The organism is Kluyvera sp. 1366 (assembly GCF_054823405.1).
The window spans coordinates 493,938-514,620 of record NZ_JBTRDW010000004.1; the positions used below are offsets into that span (position 1 = coordinate 493,938).

22 protein-coding genes and 1 tRNA gene are annotated in these 20,683 nt (G+C 58.4%); 9 read left to right on the forward strand and 14 right to left on the reverse strand.

Annotated elements, in window-relative coordinates:
- The first annotated feature begins 23 nt into the window (after positions 1-23).
- The 4 genes from ACVLVH_RS11700 to ACVLVH_RS11715 all read left to right on the forward strand — a co-directional run bounded on the left by ACVLVH_RS11700 (position 24) and on the right by ACVLVH_RS11715 (position 2,799).
- The gene (locus tag ACVLVH_RS11700; protein ID WP_498949424.1) at positions 24-1,184 is read left to right on the forward strand and encodes a pyridoxal phosphate-dependent aminotransferase; all 1,161 of its coding nucleotides are present in this window, start codon (positions 24-26) and stop codon (positions 1,182-1,184) included.
- Complete coding sequence (locus ACVLVH_RS11705) at positions 1,172-1,942, forward strand: amidohydrolase (RefSeq protein ID WP_110867813.1); 771 nt, start codon at positions 1,172-1,174, stop codon at positions 1,940-1,942. Before ACVLVH_RS11700 ends, ACVLVH_RS11705 begins: the two co-directional genes overlap by 13 nt.
- A gap of 132 nt (positions 1,943-2,074) precedes the next feature.
- Positions 2,075-2,386, forward strand: coding sequence for a type II toxin-antitoxin system HigB family toxin (locus tag ACVLVH_RS11710; protein WP_312464612.1), 312 nt, complete (start codon positions 2,075-2,077; stop codon positions 2,384-2,386).
- Positions 2,383-2,799, forward strand: a complete 417-nt coding sequence (locus ACVLVH_RS11715; protein WP_137386846.1) for a helix-turn-helix domain-containing protein — start codon at positions 2,383-2,385, stop codon at positions 2,797-2,799. Before ACVLVH_RS11710 ends, ACVLVH_RS11715 begins: the two co-directional genes overlap by 4 nt.
- A 43-nt stretch (positions 2,800-2,842) precedes the next feature.
- On the opposite strand, the gene katG is transcribed toward ACVLVH_RS11715, so the two are convergent.
- The 10 genes from katG to hpxU form a co-directional block, all read right to left on the reverse strand.
- Positions 2,843-5,041 carry a catalase/peroxidase HPI gene (gene katG / locus ACVLVH_RS11720; protein ID WP_110867814.1) on the reverse strand — a complete coding sequence of 733 codons (2,199 nt, stop codon included), beginning with the start codon at positions 5,039-5,041 and terminating at the stop codon, positions 2,843-2,845.
- A 142-nt stretch (positions 5,042-5,183) separates the two neighbouring features.
- A complete protein-coding gene (uraH, locus tag ACVLVH_RS11725) occupies positions 5,184-5,519 on the reverse strand; it encodes a hydroxyisourate hydrolase (protein WP_101762537.1) in 336 nt (111 codons plus the stop codon).
- Positions 5,516-6,010: a 2-oxo-4-hydroxy-4-carboxy-5-ureidoimidazoline decarboxylase gene (uraD, locus tag ACVLVH_RS11730; protein ID WP_192415414.1), complete on the reverse strand. Its 495-nt coding sequence runs from the start codon at positions 6,008-6,010 to the stop codon at positions 5,516-5,518. Before uraD ends, uraH begins: the two co-directional genes overlap by 4 nt.
- Before the next feature lie 2 nt (positions 6,011-6,012).
- The gene (gene hpxK, locus ACVLVH_RS11735) at positions 6,013-7,278 is read right to left on the reverse strand and encodes an allantoate amidohydrolase (RefSeq protein WP_101762539.1); all 1,266 of its coding nucleotides are present in this window, start codon (positions 7,276-7,278) and stop codon (positions 6,013-6,015) included.
- Positions 7,275-8,510, reverse strand: a complete 1,236-nt coding sequence (locus ACVLVH_RS11740) for a pyridoxal-phosphate-dependent aminotransferase family protein (RefSeq protein ID WP_210081283.1) — start codon at positions 8,508-8,510, stop codon at positions 7,275-7,277. Before ACVLVH_RS11740 ends, hpxK begins: the two co-directional genes overlap by 4 nt.
- Before the next feature lie 21 nt (positions 8,511-8,531).
- A complete protein-coding gene (locus ACVLVH_RS11745; protein WP_101762541.1) occupies positions 8,532-9,263 on the reverse strand; it encodes an amino acid ABC transporter ATP-binding protein in 732 nt (243 codons plus the stop codon).
- A complete protein-coding gene (locus tag ACVLVH_RS11750; protein ID WP_097097590.1) occupies positions 9,244-9,900 on the reverse strand; it encodes an amino acid ABC transporter permease in 657 nt (218 codons plus the stop codon). Before ACVLVH_RS11750 ends, ACVLVH_RS11745 begins: the two co-directional genes overlap by 20 nt.
- Positions 9,900-10,565, reverse strand: a complete 666-nt coding sequence (locus ACVLVH_RS11755; RefSeq protein WP_498949425.1) for an amino acid ABC transporter permease — start codon at positions 10,563-10,565, stop codon at positions 9,900-9,902. The genes ACVLVH_RS11750 and ACVLVH_RS11755 overlap by 1 nt, the downstream gene beginning before the upstream one ends.
- A 3-nt stretch (positions 10,566-10,568) precedes the next feature.
- The gene (locus ACVLVH_RS11760) at positions 10,569-11,354 is read right to left on the reverse strand and encodes a transporter substrate-binding domain-containing protein (protein WP_097094836.1); all 786 of its coding nucleotides are present in this window, start codon (positions 11,352-11,354) and stop codon (positions 10,569-10,571) included.
- A 192-nt stretch (positions 11,355-11,546) separates the two neighbouring features.
- A complete protein-coding gene (gene hpxU / locus ACVLVH_RS11765; RefSeq protein WP_192415437.1) occupies positions 11,547-12,386 on the reverse strand; it encodes a MurR/RpiR family transcriptional regulator HpxU in 840 nt (279 codons plus the stop codon).
- 121 nt (positions 12,387-12,507) lie between these two features.
- Between hpxU and ACVLVH_RS11770 the strand changes: the two genes are divergently transcribed.
- The 4 genes from ACVLVH_RS11770 to hpxZ are packed head-to-tail and all read left to right on the forward strand — an operon-like array spanning position 12,508 to position 16,069.
- Positions 12,508-14,094 carry a gamma-glutamyltransferase family protein gene (locus tag ACVLVH_RS11770; RefSeq protein WP_192236765.1) on the forward strand — a complete coding sequence of 529 codons (1,587 nt, stop codon included), beginning with the start codon at positions 12,508-12,510 and terminating at the stop codon, positions 14,092-14,094.
- 12 nt (positions 14,095-14,106) lie between these two features.
- Positions 14,107-14,292: an oxalurate catabolism protein HpxX gene (gene hpxX, locus ACVLVH_RS11775; RefSeq protein WP_061723592.1), complete on the forward strand. Its 186-nt coding sequence runs from the start codon at positions 14,107-14,109 to the stop codon at positions 14,290-14,292.
- Complete coding sequence (locus tag ACVLVH_RS11780; RefSeq protein ID WP_498949428.1) at positions 14,289-15,683, forward strand: AtzE family amidohydrolase; 1,395 nt, start codon at positions 14,289-14,291, stop codon at positions 15,681-15,683. The genes hpxX and ACVLVH_RS11780 overlap by 4 nt, the downstream gene beginning before the upstream one ends.
- A gap of 2 nt (positions 15,684-15,685) precedes the next feature.
- Positions 15,686-16,069: an oxalurate catabolism protein HpxZ gene (gene hpxZ, locus ACVLVH_RS11785; RefSeq protein ID WP_101762546.1), complete on the forward strand. Its 384-nt coding sequence runs from the start codon at positions 15,686-15,688 to the stop codon at positions 16,067-16,069.
- Between the two features lie 157 nt (positions 16,070-16,226).
- Here hpxZ and puuE read toward each other — a convergent pair whose 3' ends face one another.
- From puuE to ACVLVH_RS11800, 3 genes are read right to left on the reverse strand one after another with little or no spacing between them, the layout of a single operon-like run.
- Positions 16,227-17,186 carry an allantoinase PuuE gene (puuE, locus tag ACVLVH_RS11790; RefSeq protein WP_192415424.1) on the reverse strand — a complete coding sequence of 320 codons (960 nt, stop codon included), beginning with the start codon at positions 17,184-17,186 and terminating at the stop codon, positions 16,227-16,229.
- A 29-nt stretch (positions 17,187-17,215) separates the two neighbouring features.
- On the reverse strand, positions 17,216-17,947 hold the full coding sequence (hpxA, locus tag ACVLVH_RS11795) for an allantoin racemase (RefSeq protein WP_110867823.1): 732 nt from the start codon (positions 17,945-17,947) through the stop codon (positions 17,216-17,218).
- Positions 17,944-18,666, reverse strand: coding sequence for a GntR family transcriptional regulator (locus ACVLVH_RS11800; protein WP_101762549.1), 723 nt, complete (start codon positions 18,664-18,666; stop codon positions 17,944-17,946). Before ACVLVH_RS11800 ends, hpxA begins: the two co-directional genes overlap by 4 nt.
- Positions 18,667-18,811: 145 nt before the next feature.
- On the opposite strand from ACVLVH_RS11800, the gene ACVLVH_RS11805 reads away from it, so the two are divergent.
- Positions 18,812-20,305, forward strand: a complete 1,494-nt coding sequence (locus tag ACVLVH_RS11805; protein ID WP_192236769.1) for an NCS1 family nucleobase:cation symporter-1 — start codon at positions 18,812-18,814, stop codon at positions 20,303-20,305.
- Between the two features lie 194 nt (positions 20,306-20,499).
- Here the strand turns inward: ACVLVH_RS11805 and ACVLVH_RS11810 are convergent.
- A tRNA-Asp gene (locus tag ACVLVH_RS11810) sits at positions 20,500-20,576 on the reverse strand.
- Between the last annotated feature and the right edge of the window lie 107 nt (positions 20,577-20,683).

Here is a 20,683-nt window from a genome sequence, read left to right on the forward strand (position 1 = left end):
TTCGCGCTTAAGGCCACAAAACAATGACGCAGCACAACCTGATCCCCGAGAGCAAATTACCGGCGCTCGGCACCACCATCTTTACGCAAATGAGTGCGTTAGCGCAGCAGCACAACGCCATCAACCTGACGCAAGGCTTCCCCGATTTTGACGGTCCGCGCTATTTGCAGGAGCGCCTGGCGCATCACGTGAGTCAGGGCGCCAACCAATATGCACCGATGATCGGCGTACTGCCACTGCGTGAGGCGATTGTTGAGAAAACCGCTGCGCTTTACGGCCACACGCCTGACGTCAACAGCGATATCACCGTGACGACGGGCGCGACAGAAGCGTTGTACGCGGCGATCACCGCGCTGGTGCGTCAAGGTGATGAAGTGATCTGCTTTGACCCAAGCTACGACAGCTACGCGCCTGCGGTGCAACTGGCGGGCGGCGTGTTAAAACGCATCGCCCTGCAGCCGCCGGGTTTCCGCGTTGACTGGCGCGAATTCCGCGGCCTGCTGAGCAGCAAAACCCGCTTAGTGATCCTGAACACGCCGCATAATCCGTCCGCCACCGTGTGGCGCAAAAGCGATTATGCCGAGCTGTGGCAGGCGATTGCGGAGCAGGAAATCTATGTGCTGAGCGACGAAGTGTATGAGCACATCTGTTTCACTGAAGAGGGCCACGCCAGCGTGTTAGCGCATGCTGAACTACGTCAGCGAGCCATCGCGGTGTCATCTTTTGGTAAAACCTTCCACATGACCGGCTGGAAAGTGGGTTACTGCATTGCCCCGGCGGCGATCAGCGCTGAAATCCGCAAGGTGCATCAATATCTGACCTTCTCGGTGAATACGCCGGCACAACTGGCGATTGCCGACATGCTGCGTCAGGCGCCTGAGCACTATCGCGAACTGCCAGAGTTCTACCGCGCGCGCCGCGATCGCTTTATCCAGGCGCTCTCCGCCAGCCGTTTCAAGCTGCTGCCGTGCGAAGGCACTTACTTCCTGCTGGTCGATTACAGCGCCATTTCCGATCTGGATGACGTGAGCTTCTGCCAGCTGCTGACCAAAGAAGTCGGCGTGGCGGCGATTCCGCTGTCGGTGTTCTGCGCCGAACCTTTCCCGCACAAGCTGATTCGCCTGTGCTTTGCCAAACAGGAAGCGACGCTCGACGCCGCTGCGGAGCGCTTATGTCAGCTTTGAAAATTACCGTTCTGCAGGAAACCCTGAGCTGGATGGATGGCGCGGCTAACCTGCGTCATTTCGACGGTGTGCTGAAAGGCATTACAGGCCGCGACATCATTCTGCTGCCGGAAATGTTCACTACCGGTTTTGCTATGGAAGCTGCCGAAAGTTCGCTGCCGCAGGATGACGTCGTGGCGTGGCTGCACGCGCACGCGCAAACCAGCAATGCGTTAGTCGGCGGCAGCGCCGCAATCCAGACGGAAAAAGGCGCGGTGAACCGCTTCTTGCTGGTCGAGCCAGACGGCACGTTGCATCAGTACGACAAACGTCACTTGTTCCGCATGGCCAATGAACATCAGCACTATGTGGCGGGTGAAACACGTGAAGTATTTGAGTGGCGCGGCTGGCGGATTCTGCCGCAAATTTGCTACGACCTGCGCTTCCCGGTTTTTTCGCGTAACCACAACGATTACGATTTGGCGCTGTATGTCGCCAACTGGCCGGCACCGCGTGCGCTGCACTGGCAATCGCTGCTGTTAGCCCGTGCAATTGAAAACCAGGCTTATATCGCCGGTTGTAACCGCGTCGGCAGCGATGGCAATCAGCATCAATACAGTGGTGACAGCAGGATTATTTCGCCGCTGGGTGAGATTCTGGCGAGTGGAGAGCCCTTTGCGCGTGCGCGTCTTGATGCGGAACTTTCGCTGGAGGAGTTACAAGCCTACCGCGAACGCTTCCCGGCTTGGCGCGATGCGGATGGGTATACGCTGAAGTAGCCTCTTTGCCGCGTGGACGCTGCGCAGCACATTTTCCCCTCTCTTAAAAACCCGCTAAAATTTTGTTTCCTGCTTGGAAACATGGCATTGTTGCGCTACCATGTTTCCATGTTGGAACATGTCGAGGGAATGATGCACGTTATCTCAAGGAAAGTGTTTACAGAAGCGACACGGAGTTTTCCAAATGATGCAGCAGCATTGGATGCCACTTATCGAACTTTAAATGGCAACGATTTTGCCGATCCAGATGCGCTCAGAGCCTTTTTTCCAAGTCTTGACCGAATGAAATACCGGGCGAAATGGTGGGTGATTAACATAGGCGGAAATAATCTCAGAGTGATGTTTTTTGCTGATTTTATAGCCCAACGAATCTTCATTAAACACGTTGTAACGCATGCCGAGTATGACAAATGGGTAAAGCATTATCGGGAGAACAAAGAATGATTGCCGAAGCCATCCAGGCCAGCAACAATCTGATTAAAGCCGTCCCGCTGCTGGGCGGAAGTAACGCGAAAGCTGATTATGAGCAGGCGTTAGAACTGGTGGAGTATCTGATTGAACATCAACCTGATCATCCGCTGATTGAAATGCTCACCGATAAAGTGGCGAAATATGAAGATAGTGCGCCGGAATTTGCTGCGTTCAACGCGCGTGTCACTGCATTACCTGGCGGTGTCGCGTTACTGCGGGTGTTGATGGATCAACATAATCTCAATCAGTCATCCTTCGTGAATGAAATTGGTCAGCGTTCTTATGTAAACCGAATTTTGAAAGGAGAACGTTCGTTGACAGACAAACACAAAGCCGCGCTGGCTAAACGTTTTAACCTGCCTTTCGAAGCGTTTCGCGAAGATTAAAAGAGGAAGCCGCAGCAGAGAAATCCGCTGCGGCTTTTTAAGCTTACAGCTCGAAGCGATCCAGATTCATCACTTTTGTCCATGCGGCAACGAAGTCGGTCACGAACTTCTGCTTCGCATCGCTGCTGGCGTAAACCTCGGCCAGCGCGCGCAAGATAGCGTTCGATCCAAACACTAAGTCGGCACGTGTCGCAGTGAACTTCACTTCGCCGCTCAGACGATCGCGACCTTCAAACAGCTCTTCGCTCTCATCGGTGGCTTTCCACGCGGTGCGCATGTCGAGCAGATTAACAAAGAAATCATTGCTCAGTACGCCAACGCGATCGGTAAATACGCCGTGCTGGCCGCCGTCGAAGTTGGTGCCCAATACGCGCAGGCCACCGAGCAATACCGTCAATTCTGGCGCGCTCAGCGTCAGCTGTTGGGCTTTATCCAGCAGCAGCGTTTCGGTTGAAGAACCTTTGGCGCTGCGGCGATAGTTACGGAAACCATCGGCCAGCGGCTGCAGGAAGTTGAACGACTCAACGTCGGTTTGATCCTGACGCGCATCCACACGGCCCGGCGTAAACGGCACTTGCGTTGCCACGCCAGCGGCTGAAGCGGCCAGTTCGATACCCACGCTACCTGCCAGTACAATGACATCGGCCAACGATGCTTTGCCTGATTCCTGCTGAATCTTTTGCAGGATTGGCAGCACATCATTGATTACGCTGGCATTCACCGCCCAATCTTTCTGGGGCGCTAACGCCAGACGCGCACCGTTGGCACCGCCACGTTTGTCACCGCCACGGAAGGTGGAGGCTGAAGCCCAGGCCACTGAAACCAGCTGGCTGACGCTCAGACCTGAAGCCGCAATGCGCGCTTTAATCTCGCTGATATCAGCCGGCGTTGGCTGATGAATCGCCTGCGGTAACGGATCCTGCCACAGCAGATCTTCCTTCGGCACTTCCGGACCGATGTAACGCGCTTTTGGTCCCATATCGCGGTGCGTCAGTTTGAACCAGGCGCGGGCAAAGGCTTCGTTAAACGCCTGCGGATCGTTGAGGAAGCGGCGCGAAATCTTGCCGAACTCTTCATCGAAACGCAGCGTCAGATCGGTCACCAGCATAGTTGGTTTACGTTTTTTCTCTGGATCAAACGGATCCGGGATAATCGCTTCGGCATCAACCGCTTCGAACTGGATGGCGCCTGCTGGGCTGCGTGTCTGTACCCATTCGTATTTGAACAGGTTCTCGAAGAAGTAGTTGCTCCACTGCGTGGGAGTTTGCGTCCACACCACTTCCAGACCTGAAGTGATGGCATCTTTACCCACGCCGCTGCCATAGCTGCTGGTCCAGCCAAGGCCCTGCGCTTCAATCGGTGACTCTTCAGGATCAACGCCAACATGGCTGGCTTCTGCCGCGCCGTGGGTTTTACCCAAAGTATGACCGCCAGCAATCAGCGCCACGATCTCTTCATCGTTCATGCCCATGTTGCCGAAGGTGGCACGAATCGCCGGCGCCGCTGATTTTGGATCGCCGCTGGCTTCCGGGCCTTCCGGGTTGACGTAGATCAGGCCCATTTCGGTAGCGCCCAGCGGTGCATTGGCCAGCGCTTCTGGATGGCGATGCGCCAGCCATTCGGTTTCGTGGCCCCAATCCACATCCATATCCGGTTCCCACACGTCTTCACGACCGGCACCAAAGCCGAAGGTGCGGAAGCCGGCGTTTTCCAGCGAGACGTTACCCGCCAGGATATAGAGATCGGCCCAGGAAATTTTTTGACCATATTTCTGTTTTACCGGCCATAACAGGCGACGCGCTTTATCGAGGCTGACGTTATCCGGCCATGAGTTCAGCGGCGCAAAACGCTGCTGACCGCGACCTGAACCGCCACGACCATCAATGGTGCGATAAGTACCCGCGCTGTGCCACGCCATGCGAATGAACAGCCCAATATAGCTGCCCCAGTCGGCTGGCCACCAGGATTGCGAATCGGTGAGAAGTGCGCGGATATCGGCTTTTAACGCGGAGTAATCCAGTTTGCTGAATTCGTCGCGGTAGTTGAAGGTGTCACTAAGCGGGTTGGAACGGTTGGAATGTTGGTTTAACAGATCGACGCGTAACATATTGGGCCACCAGTCGCGGTTGGATGTCCCGCCACCGGCGCCGCGCGCCAGAACACTCTTCTCTTCAGACGCCCCGTGATGAAAGGGGCACTTGCCTGCGGCTGCTGCATTATCGTTATTGTCGTGCGTGCTCATGTTTATCGGCTCCATTGGCTTCATATTGCTTTCTAATATGCGACTAAGATTAGCCGCACTTTCGCCAGGAATATATTTGGATGAACCGAAGGTTTTGATAGTTACTGGCTTTCAAGCGCAGCGCGTGAAGTGGCGCACATTATCAGCTGCCGCGATAAGTCGACCACGACCACGGCGAGATGAGAAACGGCAGATGATAATGGCTGCCTGTGGCGCCAATCACGAAATCAATCTGCGCACTCACGTAGAGCGCATCGCGCCCTTCGGCAGCAAAGTAGTCGCCAATCTCCGCCGTCAAACGGTAATGACCTGGCGCCAGCGGTTCGGGCGTCAGATCTTTAATGCGTCCGTCGCTGTCGGTGTTGCCTTCCACCAGCGGCAGCCAGCCTTCCGGGCTATTTTGCTCGAGCGAAACCGCCACGCCAATCGCCGGTTTGCCCAGCGCGGTATCGAGAATATGCGTCGTAATGGTGCTCATGTGATGCTCTCCTTTAGCCGCAACAGGGTAATTTCACGCAGCTGCGCCAGCGCTTCACGCTGTTCACTCGCTGCATCATTGTTAAGCCGACGCTGCAATTCCGCCAACATCTCTTCGCCGCTGCGCCCTTTGGCACGAATCAGAAACACCCGGCCAAAGCGCTGCTCATAGGTTTGATTGCCCGCCAGCATCGCCAATTGCAGCGCGCCGTCCGCCTGCTGCATCGCCGACTGCTCACTGCGCGACAGCGTGGCCTCTTTGTCCGCGCCCGCCACGTTGTCGCCAATACGTGGATGGGCACTCAGCGCCTGCTCAAGATCAGCGGCTTGCCACCGCTGCGCCAAACGATCGGCTTCGGCCTGTAAAGCCGCAACGTCGGCAAAAGGTCGCGCCGCCACCAGCGCCTGCTGCCAGGCGGGAATCGCCACGCAGTGCGCAATCGCCGCCTGCGCAGCTTGAGGTGAAAGCTGATTAAAGTTGACCAAATCCATCTTTATTCCTTAGCGCGCGCAATATCGCAAACCGCTTGCAGATAAGCCTGCACGCCCAGCGCCACATCAGCGGTTTGTACCGATTCCGCCGGATGATGGCTGATGCCGCGATGGTTGCGCACAAACAGCATGCCCACCGGCCAGCGCTCGGCGATAGCAATTGCATCATGCCCCGCGCCGCTCGGCAGCGACAGGCTGCGCCCTTGCACGGTTTCTACCGCGTGGCTCAGCGCCTGCTGCAACCGCGCATCACAGGCGGTAGCGGCAATGTGGTAATACTCGTTGGCGCTGAAGGTTAAGCCGCGACGCAGCGCAATCGCCTGCGCCTGGGTGAGCAGCGTAGAGAGTAAACGCTCCAGCGGCTCATCCTGCGGACCGCGCACGTCAAGCGACAGCTGCACTTCACCCGGAATCACGTTGACCGCGCCCGGCAAGCAGCTCAGCGTGCCGACGGTCGCCACCAGCTGCGGATCGTGCTCTTGCGTGGTGTGCTCAATAAACACCATCCATTCAGCGGCAGCGGCCAGCGCATCTTTGCGATGCGTCATCGGCACAGTGCCCGCGTGACCCGCTTCACCGATAAAGCTGCAGTTCAGACGACGCGCGCCGTTGATCGCCGTTACCACGCCAAGCGCCAAATCTTCCTGCTCAAGACACGGACCTTGCTCGATATGCAGTTCCAGATAGGCGGCGATGTCATTGACCTGACGCGCCGCGTCGTGAATCTTCGCCGCATCGAAACCGACATCCTGCATCGCTTCCGCCACGGTGATGCCGTTGCCATCCGGGTGCGTCACCCAGCTTTCCGGCCAGCTGCCGGTAATACCACGGCTGCCGAGCAGCGTAATGCCGAAGCGCGTGCCCTCTTCGTCGCCGAAGCCGACAATCTCAATCGCCAGCGGCAAACGCTGCTGCCGATCGTGCAGCCACTGCACGGTTTCAATGGCGCTTAACACGCCGAGCATACCGTCGTAGCGACCGGCATTGCGCACCGTATCCAGGTGCGAACCGAGCAGCAGCGCCTGCGCGCCCGCCTGCGCCGCTTCGTAGCGACCGCAAATGTTGCCTACTGCATCCTGCCACGTCGTCATGCCCGCGGCCTGCATCCATTCGCCGACGCGCGCGTTAGCACGCAGCTGTTCCGGCGACAGATAAACGCGCGTCAGGCCATCTTCGCTTTCGCTGATCTCAGCCAGCGCATCACAGCGCGCCATGACGCGAGCGGCGGCGATCTGCGCCTCGCTGGCGGTCATCAGGCTTTTATTCATGCGCGGCTCCCGTAAAGATCCCACGCCGCCTGCATCCCCGCGCCTTGCGTGGTGCGGAAGCCAACATGATTCAGCACCGCTTCCAGCGCGCTCAGGGTTTGCATCACGCAATCTTTACGCGCGTTGTAGCCCATGGTGCCGATGCGCCACACTTTGCCGTGCAGCGGACCAAACGAAGTGCCGATTTCGATACCGAAATCTTCCAGCACCAGCTTGCGCACCTGATCGCCATTCACGCCCTGCGGGATCACCACGCCGAGCACGTTATTCATTTTGTTTTTTAAATCGCCAAAGGTTTCGAGGCCCATGCCCTGAATGCCTTTCAGCAGCGCATCGCCGTGCAGCTTGTGGCGCGCGATGCCGTTATCTAATCCCTCTTCCAATATCAGACGCGCACATTCACGCGCGCCAAACAGCGCGGTGGTGGCTTCGGTGTGGTGATTGAGACGTTCCGGGCCCCAGTAATCCATGATCATGCCGAGATCGAAATAGTTGGAGTAGATCATCTCGTCGTCGCCATCCTGATGATCGGCGGTGCGGATGCCCTCTTCCACGCACTTGCGCTTGCGGATCACCGCTTCCATCTGCGGGCTCAGCGTGATTGGCGACGTACCGGATGGACCGCCAAGGCACTTCTGCATCCCGGCTGAGACCGCATCCAGGCCCCACGCATCGGTTTCCAGCGCGTTACCGCCGAGCGACGCGGTGGCATCGGTGTAGAACAGCACGCCATACTTCTGGCAAATCGCGCCCAACGCTTCCAGCGGCTGCAGCATGGTGGTGGACGTATCGCCCTGCACCGTCAGCAGCAGGCGCGGCTGCACTTTTTTGATCGCGTCTTCGATCTGATCCGGCGTAAACACTTCGCCCCACGGCACTTCAATGGTGTGCACTTCCGCGCGGCAGCGGCGGGCAATTTCACACAGCAGATGACCGAAACGGCCAAACACCGGCACCAGCACTTTGTCGCCCGGACGGATCGCCGACAGCAGAATCGCTTCGATACCGGCGCGTGACGTGCCGTCGATCAGCATCGTCCAGCGGTTTTCAGTGCGGAATACGCCACGGTACAGCGCCATCACTTCGTTCATGTAGTGCGTCATCGCCGGATCGTACTGGCCGATCAGCTGGCTCGACATGGCGCGCAGCACGCGCGGATCGGCATTGATCGGGCCCGGTCCCATCAACAGACGCTGTGGCGGATTGATTTGCGAAAATTGGCTGATATCCATGTTGTATTCCTTAAAGAAAGCTTAGAGGCGCACGGTAGAGATAAACTGCTTCAGCTCCGCGGTTTGCGGATTGGCGAACAGCGTTTTGCTGTCGCCCTGCTCCCAGACGCGCCCCTGATGCATAAAGACCACGCGATCGCCCACGTCGCGGGCGAAGTTCATTTCATGGGTGACAAGAATCAACGTCATGCCTTCGGCGGCCAGCTGCTCCAGCACTTTCAGCACTTCGCCCACCAGCTCGGGATCGAGCGCGGAGGTGATCTCATCACAGAGTAAAACTTTGGGCTGCATCGCCAGCGCACGGGCAATCGCCACGCGCTGCTGCTGACCGCCCGACAAATTGGCCGGATAGTAATTGATGCGCTCACCGAGGCCGACTTTCTCCAGCATCTGCGTTGCCAGCGCACGGCATTCGGCTTCACTTTTCTTCAGCACGCGGCGCGGCGCCAGCATCACGTTTTCCAGCGCCGTCATGTGCGGGAACAGGTTGAAGTTCTGGAACACCATGCCGACCGAACGGCTGATTTCACGCGCCTGCGATTCGCGGTCGGTAATTGTCATACCGCCGAGTTTGATGCTGCCTTCCTGATAACCTTCCAGCCCGTTCATGCAGCGCAGCAGGGTACTTTTACCCGATCCGCTGCGGCCGATAATCGAGATCACTTCGCCGTGATCGACATCGAGATCGACACCTTTCAAGACGTGGTTGTCGCCGTAGTACTTCTGTACCTGATTAATGGTGATGAGCGGCATTGAATTTTTTCTCCAGGTACTGGCTGTAACGCGACAGCGGATAACACATCAGGAAGTAACCGAGCGCTACCAGGCCAAACACCTTGAACGGCTCATACGTCACGTTATTCAAAATGGTGCCGGCTTTGGTCAGCTCGACGAAACCGATAATCGAGGCCAGCGCGGTGCCTTTAATCACCTGCACGGCAAACCCAACCGTAGGCGCGATGGCGATACGAATCGCCTGCGGCGCGACCACGCGAAACAGCGTTTGACCAAAGGTCAGGCCGAGACAGCGCGACGCTTCCCACTGCCCTTTTGGCAGGGCACGAATGCTGCCGTACCAGATATCCACCAGAAACGCGCTGGTGTAGAGCGTTAAGGCCAGCGAGGCGGCGGTCCATGGCGCCACGTCGATGCCGAACAAGCCGACGCCGAAGAAGGCGAGGAACAGCTGCATCAGCAGCGGCGTGCCCTGAAACAGCTCGGTGTAGGCGCGCACCAGGCGCATCGGCCATTTACGTTTCAGCAGGCGCATAAACAGCAGCGGCAAGGTCACCAGCGTGCCGCCAAAAAACGCCACCAGCGAAAGTAAAATTGTCCAGCGCGCTGCCAGCAGCAGGTTGCGCAGGATGTCCCAGTCGGTAAATTGCGTCATCATGCCGGCTGCGCTCCCAACCATTTACGTCCCAGCGCCAGCAGCAGTTGGCGCATGGCAATCGACAACGCCAGATAGATCAGCGTGGTCACGAAATAGACTTCAAAACTCAAAAAGGTGCGCGACTGAATCAGGTTGGCGGCGAAGGTCAACTCTTCGTACGACACCTGCGACACCACCGACGAGCCGAGCATCACAATGATGCATTGGCTGACCAGCGCCGGATAAATACGCTGCAGCGACGGCGGCAACACCACGCGAATAAAGGTTTGCGTGCGGGTCAATCCCAGCACGCGCCCCGCTTCCCACTGCCCGCGCGGCGTCACCTGAATGCCGGCGCGAATAATTTCGGTGCTGTACGCGCCAAGGTTAATCAACATCGCCAGCAGCGCGGCTTCGCCCGCCGTCAGTTTCAGACCCAGATTGGGCAAACCAAAGACGATGAAAAACAGCTGCACCACAAACGGCGTATTACGAATCAATTCGACGTACAGGCCCCAGATGCGGCTCGCCCAGCTCGGTTTGCCGCTGCGCAGCGCCGCGCCGAGAATACCGAGGCTGACACCGCCCACGGTGGCGAGCACGGTGATCTGAATCGTGACCCACAGTCCGGCCAGCAACTCTGGCCAGTGCGGCCAGAGATCGGCGAAGTTAAGTTGCGTCATACTTTATGCGCCGAGGTTCGCTGGCAGCGGCGCTTTCAGCCACTCTTCCGACAACTTGTTCAGCGTGCCGTCTTTGATGCCCTGCTCAATCAGCGCATTCACTTTCTCTTTCAGCGCCGGCTCATCTTTTTTCAGGCCGATGTAGCACGGTGAATCTTTCAGCATAAACTGGGCAACCGGCGCTTTTTCGGCGTTCTGGCGTGCAATCGCCGCCACCACCAGGTTGCCCGTCGCAACGTACTGCACTTGTCCGGAAAGGTAGGCCGACAGCGTGGTGTTGTTATCTTCATAACGCTTCACCTGCGCCTCTTTCGGGGCGATATCGCTTAACACCATATCTTCCACTGCACCGCGCGTGACGCCGATGGATTTGCCGCTCAGCGCTGCCGCATCTTTCAGCGTTTCGCCTTTCGGACCAAATACGCCGAGGAAGAACGGCGCGTAAGCGCGGGTGAAATCGATCACTTTTTCACGCTCGGCGTTTTTACCCATGCTGGAGATCACCAGATCGACTTTATCGGTCTGCAGATACGGCACGCGGTTGGCACTGGAAACGGGCACCAGCTGCAATTTCAGTTTCATCTGTTTGGCGAGATACTTCGCCATGTCGATATCGTAGCCCTGCGGTTGCAGGTCTGTACCCACGGAACCGAACGGCGGGAAGTCTTGCGGAACCGCTACGCGGATCACGCCGCGCTTCTGGATATCCTGCAGCTGATCGGCCATCGCACTCCCGACCTGCGCCATCAGCAATGCCGCGCCCGCTACCGCTAATAATACTTTTTTCATTATGCACCCCGGTGAGTTTACGTGAAACAAAAGATTCTTGATGAATCATTCTGCAACTAATGTGCCAACCGCAGTGCTGGGAGAAGAAAGGCGAAAAAACGGGGGTTTACCGCGTTGAAGGCAACAAAAACGGGCTTCGCGCCCGTTGGAATTAACGATCAAAAACAGTGCAATGCACCACAATGGCGCCCGTTAACGGTGTTCCAGCTCGTCGAGATGCTGATAAAGATCGGCAATTTGATGGATGCGCTGACGGCCCTGCGACAACATTTCATGCAGCAACGCATTCGCCAGCAGGTTAATCAGGCTCATGGCGGAGGCGTAGCTATCAAAAGCGGAAACGCTGTCGAGCGGCGCACAAAGCTGCCAGCGCGCCAGTGTGATAATGCCCTGCGCCTGCGGCTCACACAGCGCCAGCACGGGAATGTTGCTCTGCTGCAGCTGCTGCATCAGCGGGCGAATGATGCGTGGACGGCGGCGAAACGCCATCACCACCACGACATCGTCGGGCGTGATATCCACCAGCTCTTCACCCAGCGTCTGGCCCGGCTGCGGCAGCACATGCACCTGCGGACGCGCCTGCATCAGCTGCTGACGCAGGTGCAGCGCCACCGGATAGGCGTTACGCATGCCGATGATAAATACCCGTTTTGCCGCGCCCAGCGCGCTAATCACCTCGCCAAACTGCTGTGGATCGATGCTGTTGACCCACTGCGTCAGGTTGGCCATCTCCTGCTTATAGTGGCGTGACAGCAAGGTGTTGCCCTGCACCGCATCGCGGTTATCGGTGAGCGGCATGCCGCTCTGGCGCAGGATGCGCAGCTCGTCGCGCATGTCCTTATATTTCTCGTAACCGAGACGCTTGAATAAACGGCTGACCGTGGCCTTCGACACACCGCTCAGCCGCGCCAGCTCGGCGCTGTTGTAGCTGATCAGGTCATCAAAGTGGTCAAACACGAAGTCGGCAATGCGCTGCTCCTGCGGCGACAGTTGCGGATAGTGACTACGAAGGCGTTCATCAAGTTGTTTCATCATCGGTCCTGTAACTTTCGTTTCATCACAAGCTAGCATAAATCGATCCAGATTGATGTCCGTTCAAAACTGGAACAGCTCTTGCTTCCCATTAACCACGTACCCAGAAAAAGAGTTCTTTATGATACAGAGCAACATGGCGCCGTTAGGCATGGCCGTTACGCCGCACCATCTCGCCAGCGAAAGCGCGTTAGCGGTGCTGCGCGAAGGCGGCAATGCGCTGGAAGCGATGGTGGCCGCCGCTGCCACCATCGCCGTGGTTTACCCGCACATGAACGGTTTGGGCGGCGACGGCTTCTGGCTGGTGGTGCCGCCAAACGGCGATCCCATCGCCATTGACGCCAGCGGCGCAGCCGGTTCGCTGGCACATCTTGATTTCTACCATGGCGAAACGCAGATTCCGCATCGCGGCCCCAAAGCCGCCTTAACCGTGGCGGGTACCGTCAGCGGCTGGCAGGAAGCGTTAACGCTGGCGCAGGAACTTGGCGCGACGCCGCTGCCGTTAACCCGCCTGCTGCGCGATGCGATTCGCTATGCCGCCGACGGCATTCCGGTCACCGCCTCGCAAGCCGCCGCCACCGCCGCCAAACAGCACGAGTTGCAGCATCAACCTGGTTTTGCCGCCACCTTTTTACCGGACGGCAGTGTGCCAGTTGCCGGCAGTCGCTTCACCCAGCCGGCGCTGGCGAATACGCTGAGCATGCTGTGCGATCACGGGCTGGAAAGTTTCTATCGCGGTGAACTGGCGCACCATCTGGCGCGCGAAATGACTGCGCTGGGAATGCCAATCACGCTCGAAGATTTGCAAACGCACCAAGCCCGCCGCTGCACGCCGCTGCATCTGGCACACAGTGAAGGCGATATCTGGAACATGACGCCGCCGACGCAGGGTTTGGTGTCGCTGGCGATCCTCGGCATTACCGATCGGCTGAATATGGCTGACGCAGATGAAGCGCAAACCGTGCACCGCATCGTTGAAGCCACTAAAAAAGCCTTTGCGCTGCGCGACAAGCACATCACCGATCCGCGCCACATCGACATTGATGTGCAGCGTCTGCTGGATGAGGAACACCTCAGCACGCTGGCGGCGCAGGTGGACGATCAACAAGCCGCTGCGTGGGGCACCGGGCGCGGGCCGGGCGATACCGTGTGGATGGGCGTGATGGACAGCAGCGGATTAGCGGTTTCGTTTATCCAGAGCGTTTATCACGAATTCGGCAGCGGCGTGGTGCTGCCCGGCACCGGCATCACCTGGCAAAACCGGGGTGCCGCCTTCAGCCTGCAACCCGATCATCTGCTGGCGCTGCAGCCGGGCAAACAGCCGTTCCACACCCTCAATCCCGCTGCCGCGCGTCTCAAAGATGGCCGCACCATGGTGTACGGTTCGATGGGCGGCGACGGCCAACCGCAAACCCAGGCGGCGATTTTCACCCGTCACGTGATTCAGGGACATCCGCTACAGCAGGCGGTGAGCGCGCCGCGCTGGCTGCTGGGTCGTACGTGGGGACAATCATCCGATTCGCTCAAGCTCGAAGCGCGCATCGCGCCGGAAACGGTGCAGCAGCTGCGTGCGCTCGGCCATGAGGTTGAACTGCTACCCGATTTCAGTGAAGTAGTCGGCCATGCGGGCGCGATCGTCAGACACAACAACGGCATGCTGGAAGGCGCGTTCGATCCGCGCAGCAACGGCAGCGCCGCCGGTTTCTAACGGAGATTATTGATGAGTTCACAACCGGACTGGGCCACCTATATCGCCCAAATGGAGCAGATTCTGGCGCTGGAGCTGGATGATGCGCGCCGCGCCGAGCTGCTGACGCAGTTCAACCGCATCGCCGCCATGGCCGAGCCGCTGATGGCGCTGCCGCTCGACGATCGCCTGGAAGTGGCGGGAGTGTTTCATCCATGAAACTTTCGTCATTATCGATTAATGCCCTGCAGCAGGCGCTGAGTCAGGGCGAGATCAGCGCCCGCGATATCGCGCAAAACACGCTGGCGGCGATTGAACAGCATAAGGCGATCAACGCCTGGACCGAAGTCACCGGTCAGCGCATGCTGCGCGAAGCCGATCAGATCGATCAGCTGCGCCAGCGCGGTGAAACCTTGCCGCCGCTAGCCGGTATTCCTTACGCGGTGAAAAACCTGTTTGATGTCGCCGGACACAGCACCTTAGCCGGTGCCAGCCTGTTCAGCGCACGCGCGGCGGCGCGCGAGGATGCGTGGGCGGTGAGCAAACTGCGCCAGTCTGGCGCGCTGCTCTCCGGCATGCTGAATATGGATGCCTATGCTTATGGTTTTACCACGGAAAACACCCATTACGGCGCAACGCGCAACCCGCGCGATTTAACCCGCGTGGCGGGCGGATCGTCCGGCGGTTCAGCGGCGGCGGTGGCTGCGGGTTTGGTGCACTTCTCGCTCGGTACCGACACTAACGGCTCGATCCGCGTGCCCGCTTCACTGTGCGGCATCTTTGGCCTGAAGCCGACCTTCGGCCGCCTGTCGCGCAGCGGCAGCCATCCGTTTGTCGCCAGCCTCGATCACATCGGCCCGTTTGCCCGTTCGGTTGAAGATTTGAGCCTGGTGTACGACACCTTGCAAGGTGCCGATGCCAGCGATGCCTTCCAGGCCGCGCAGCCCGTCTCGCAAGCTAGCGCAGGGCTCAGCAAGGGCGCAGAAGGCGTGCGCAGCGTGGTACTCGGCGGGTTCTTCTCAACCTGGTGCAGCGATGAAGCGCGTGCCGCCGTGGCGGTGGCAGCTAAAGCGCTGCAGGCAATCGACGAAGTGACCTTGCCGAATGCGGAGATCGCACGCTCGGCGGCCTTTATCATGACCGCCGCAGAAGGCGGCAATCACTACTTGCCGATGCTGCGTACGCAGCCGGAGCAGTTCGAGCCCAACTCGCGTGAGCGCCTGCTGGCCGGTGCAATGCTGCCTTCGGCGTGGTACGTGCAGGCCCAGCGTTTCCGCCGCCACTTCCAGCAGCAGGTGCTGCCGCTGTTTGAGCAGTTTGACGTGCTGATTGCGCCCGCCACGCCCTGCACCGCCACCACCATCGGCCAGGAAACCATTCATATCAACGGCCAGCATTTGCCGACGCGCGCCAGCATGGGCATGCTAACCCAGCCGATTTCGTTCCTCGGCTTACCGGTCTGTACCGTGCCGCTGCAAACCGCCAGCGGCTTGCCGATAGGCTTGCAGCTGATCGCTGCGCCGTTTAAAGAACATCTGGCACTGCGCGCCGCCTGGGCGCTGCAACAGCAAGGGCTGACGCTGCCACAAACCACCTTAATGGACGCCTGAAAATGACACCTGAACATATCGATCGCCCGGCAATTCTCGCCGAAGTCACCGCCGCCTTTTACCGCTATGAGCAAGCGCTGATCGGCAATGATGTTGAGGTGCTGGATGAGCTGTTCTGGCACGACAAACGCACCGTGCGTTTGGGCGCGGGTGAGAATTTGTATGGCATTGATGAGATCCGCGCTTTTCGCGCGGCGCGTCCGTCGAAAGGGTTGGATCGCGAGTTACGTAATACGGTGATCACCACTTTTGGCGATGACTATGCGGTGTGCAGTACGGAATTTACGCGTGAAGGTGTAGAGAAAATCGGACGCCAGCAGCAGACGTGGGTGCGATTACCGTGCGGCTGGCGGATTGTCGCGGCGCAGGTGAGTTTGATGAGTTGAGTTGTTTTTTCCCTCACCCTAACCCTCTCCCGCACGCGGGAGAGGGAATGATTGGGCTACCGCACGCGAGAGAGGGAATGATTGGGTGGAGTGATTTGCTAAACCGGGGCCGGATCGGCGCCTTCTCCCGCTGGCGGGAGAAGGTTGGGATGAGGGGCTAAGCGCTCGGTGCCGGATGCGTCACGATCCAGTGATCGGCGATTTGCTGCCGCGTACACACCCACACATCTTCATGCTGCTGAATGTGATCAAGGAAGCGCTGCAAACCACGGAATTTCCCCGGACGTCCCAGTAAACGACAGTGCATGCCAATCGACATCATCTTCGGTGCCGTTTCGCCCTCTTCGTACAGCACATCAAAGGTGTCGCGCAAATAGGTAAAGAACTGCTCCGCCGTGTTGAAGCCCTGCGGCGAGGCGAAGCGCATATCGTTGCACTCCAGCGTGTAAGGGATGACCAGATGCGGTTTAACCGTGCCGTCCTGACAGGTGACCTGCGTCCAGAACGGTAAATCGTCGCCGTAATAGTCGCTGTCATAGCTAAAGCCGCCCTGCTCGACCACCAGGCGTCGGGTGTTTGGGCTGTCGCGGCCGGTGTACCAGCCGGTTGGCGCTTTGCCGAACAGGTCGGTTAACACGTCCACCGCCTGCTGCATATGCTGGCGCTCGGTTTTGGCATCCATTGCCTGATAGTGAATCCAGCGCCAGCCGTGGCTCACCACGTCGTAATCCGCCGCTTTGACCGCCTCGACGATGTCCGGATGACGCGCCAGCGCCATCGCCACGCCAAACACCGTCAGCGGCAAACCGCGCTTTTGAAACTCATTGTGGATGCGCCAGAAACCGGCGCGCGATCCGTATTCATACAGCGAATCCATCGACATATGGCGATCGGCGTAGCTGGCCGCGCCGATGATATCGGAAAGAAACTGCTCGGAACCGGCGTCGCCATGCAACACGTTGTTCTCGGCGCCCTCTTCGTAATTAAGGACAAACTGCACCGCGACGCGCGCTTTGCCCGGCCACTGCGCATGCGGCGGGTTGCCAGCGTAGCCGATCAGATCGCGGGGATAGTTTTTGTTGAAGCTGTACTCTTTCTTGCCAGATACATCATTCATTCTGTAAGTTCCTGTCGCTCAACCAGTGGTTAGTTTAGGTGCTGAAAGGCTCCGCTGAGCGGTTTTTCGAGTGGATAATCGAGATCGCCGTGCTTGCTGGTACCAAAGCCTAGCGCCACCAGCGACTCCACCATTTTTACCGCAGCGCTGACCCCGTCGATTACCGGCATGCCCAGTTCTTTGGTGAGATCCTGCGCCAGCGTAGCCATACCGCCACAGCCCAGCACAATCGCGCCGCTGCCATCTTCGCGTTTGGCCTGCATGCAGCGCTGACGCACTTTCTCCTGCGCCACGCCGCTGCCGTCTTCCAGCGCCAGCACCGGCAGATCGATGGCGTGCAGCGCGGCACAATGGTGTGTGAAGCCATATTGCTGCAGCAGATGGCGCGCAATCACCAGCGTGCGCGGCAAGGTGGTGACAATCGAAAAGCGCGTCGCCACCAGCGTGGCGGTGTGCATGGCCGCTTCCGCAATGCCAATTACCGGGCCGCTTGCCAGTTCACGCGCCGCCAGCAATCCCGGATCGCCGAAGCAGGCAATGATATGGCCGCTCACGCCCTGCTCTTTGCCGCGTTTCACCTGCTCCAGCACACCAATCGCCGCGATGGCCTCATCAAAATGACCTTCAATCGACTCGACGCCGTGAGTCGGGCACACCGCCAGAATCTCGGTGCCCGGCGCGGCGACGGCGCGCGCGGCAGTACCCATGGTTTCCGTCATCGCTAAGCTGGTGTTGGGATTGATGACCTGAATCAGGCTCATGATGCCGCTCCTTTGTTACCGGCAAATAACCGGGTGAAATCAGGCAAGGTTTCGCCGCTGCGCTCAAAGTGCAGGCTGGCAACAATGTGTTCGAAGTGATGCTGCAGCGCCGCCGTCAACCCCGGCAGATCTTTTTGCCGCAGCAGATCCACCAGCCGATCGTGATGATCGCATCGGCAGCCGCGCTGCCACGGTGCACCGTAAGCGGCAATCACCAGCGACGAACGCTGCGTCAGGCGCGTCACCATATCGGTGAGCACTGCGTTACCGGAGATCGCCTGCAGCTGAATATGGAACGCGGCGGAGAGACGAATCGCCGCGGCACCATCATGCTGATCATGTGCCTGCTGCTCTTCTTCAATCAGCACGCCGAGTGCCGCTAAGTGCGGTGCCTGCACGTGGCTCAGCACCGCCGGCAGATTGGCGCACTCTAATAAACTGCGGGTGGCGAAGATGTCGCGGGCTTCATCCACGCCCGGCGTCGCCACCTGTGCACCACGCCTGGGCGACAAAGTGATCATTTGCACCGCGGCGAGGCGTTGCAGCACCTTACGAATGCCGGTGCGACTCACGCCGAAGACATCCGATAAGGCTTCTTCCGGCAATTTACTGCCCGGCGGCAGTTGATGCTCAACGATGGCGGTAAGCAGCGCCTGATAGATAGGTTCATCGCGATCGTTCAGATCGGCAGCCGTTTTCTGGCCTGTTTCACTTTTCATTACCTGCTCCGGTAAGTGACTGTGTGCTGCACATCGTATACGTGAAATTAATTTTTTGTATACAAGAAATCATTTCTGGCCTGGATCCTGCAATACCGTTTCACGCTGTGATTATTTTTCCATGATGTTGAGAGGAGCAGGTTTCATGCCAAATCATTCTGAAGTGACCTCGCGGGTGGCCTCTGAAGCCAACGCACAATACAGTCCACGTCTGTGTAATGACGATCTGGCGCCGACGCGCGACCAGAACTGGTCGTGGTACAACATCTTTTCGTTCTGGATGTCGGACGTGCACAGCATGGGCGGCTACGTGGTGGCCGCCAGCTTCTTTACCCTCGGGCTGGCGAGCTGGCAGGTGCTGCTGTGCTTGTTAGTGGGCATCTGCATTGTGCAGCTGTGCGCCAATCTGGTGGCCAAACCGAGCCAGATGGCAGGCGTACCGTACGCGGTGATTTCGCGTCAGGCGTTTGGCGTGTTCGGCGCTAACATCCCGGCGATTATTCGCGGGCTGATCGCTTTTGCGTGGTACGGCATCCAGACTTATCTGGCGGCTAACGCGCTAATGCTGGTGCTGCTGAAGTTCTTCCCCACCCTGAGCAGCATGACGCAAAGTAGCTGGCTCGGCTTATCTCAGCTGGGCTGGTGTTGTTTCGGTGTGATGTGGTTACTGCAGGCGATGGTGTTCTGGCACGGCATGAACGCGATTAAACGCTTTATTGATGTCGCCGGTCCGGCGGTGTACGTGGTGATGGTGGCGCTGGCGGGCTGGATTGTATACAAAACCGGTTTCGATGGTATCTCCTTTACGCTGGCCAGCAAGCAGTTGAGCACCGGCGAGCAAACCTGGCAGATGATTACCGCCACCGCGCTGGTGGTCTCCTACTTCTCCGGTCCGCTGCTGAATTTTGGTGACTTCTCGCGTTACGGCAAAAGCATGGGCGAAATTCGTCGCGGCAACCGCTGGGGCTTACCGTTCAACTTCCTGCTGTTCTCGATTGTCACCGTGGTGATTGTCTCCGGTACGCAATCGCTGTTCGGCAGAATGATCACCGATCCGATTGAAACTGTCAGCATGGTGGGTAACGACGTGGCGGTGGCGATTGGCCTGCTGACCATGATTATCGCTACCATCGGCATTAATATCGTGGCGAACTTTGTTTCGCCGGCATTCGACTTCTCGAACTGCTCACCGCAGAAAATCAGCTTCCGCACCGGTGGCATGATTGCCGCAGTCGGTTCGGTGTTACTGACGCCGTGGAACCTGTTCCAGTCGCCAGAACTGATTCACTACACGCTGGATGTGCTGGGCTCGTTTATTGGGCCGCTGTTTGGCATCCTGGTGGCCGATTTCTATCTGATCAAACGCAGCAAAGTCTACGTGGATGACCTGTTTGATGACACGCCGAAAGGACGTTACTGGTATCGCGGCGGCTTCAACCCGAAAGCGATTGCCGCGCTGCTGCCGTCGGTGGGCATTTGTCTGGTGATCAGCTTTATTCCTTCACTGCATGCGGTGGCGAACTTTAGCTGGTTTATCGGCGTGGCGTTGGGTGCGGGCTGCTATCGCTGGCTGGCGCGCGCTGACCGCGAAGAGTCGGTGGCGGCGTATCGCGCGACGGTGGCGGTACAGAAGGATTAAGTTGCGTGCGCGCTGGCCCTCATCCCAACCTTCTCCCGCTAGCGGGAGAAGGGGCAGCTCGCTGCGAGGGTTAACATCGAGCGCGATCAGCGCCTTCGCCCAGTTGCGTGAGAAGGCGGGGGATGAGGGAAAATGACACCATTTAGAAAAAGCAAAAAGCCGATGCATTTCTGCATCGGCTTCTTTAAATAGATTGGCGGAACGGACGGGGCTCGAACCCGCGACCCCCTGCGTGACAGGCAGGTATTCTAACCAACTGAACTACCGCTCCGCGCTTTGTTCCCCGTCGAGAACGAGGCGCATATTAATAGCAGCTTTCACACCCGTCAACGCTTTTTCTGTGGGAATGTTTCGTTTGACGTTTTTTTCAGCTTAACG